General features: G+C 61.6%; 1 pseudogene. It reads left to right on the top strand.

Going from position 1 to position 333, the window contains the following annotated elements:
• Positions 1-333 (top strand): annotated as a pseudogene (locus tag ACPCK6_RS29670) (hypothetical protein); the annotation flags it as partial.

The following is a 333-nucleotide window of genomic DNA, read 5'->3' as shown; positions in this document are numbered from 1 at the left end:
GGCATCTACAACGGCGAGTGGCTCATCAAGATCGAGGACGGCTTCCTCGCCCGCGACCACGACAAGGACGACAACGCCACCCTCACCATCCGCGACACCGACATCAAGGGCAACACCGCCCTCAACGGCGGCGGCATCTTCAACAACAAGGCGAAGATCACCCTGACCAAGACCCACGTCACCAAGAACACCGCCACCGACTCCAGCAAGCTCCACCGGGTCGCCGGCGGCGTCCTCAACAACGAAGGACGCGTCAAGCTCGACGACAAGTCCCTCATCAGCAACAACGACCCCACCAACTGCGCCAACACCGTCGAGGACTGCTTCAACTGA

Origin of the sequence: Micromonospora sp. AB353, from assembly GCF_049538395.1 — a bacterium.
GTDB classification, from domain to species: Bacteria; Actinomycetota; Actinomycetes; order Mycobacteriales; family Micromonosporaceae; genus Micromonospora; species Micromonospora aurantiaca.
Note: the sequence above shows the minus strand (reverse complement) of the source record. Positions and strands in the feature narration are given on the sequence as shown.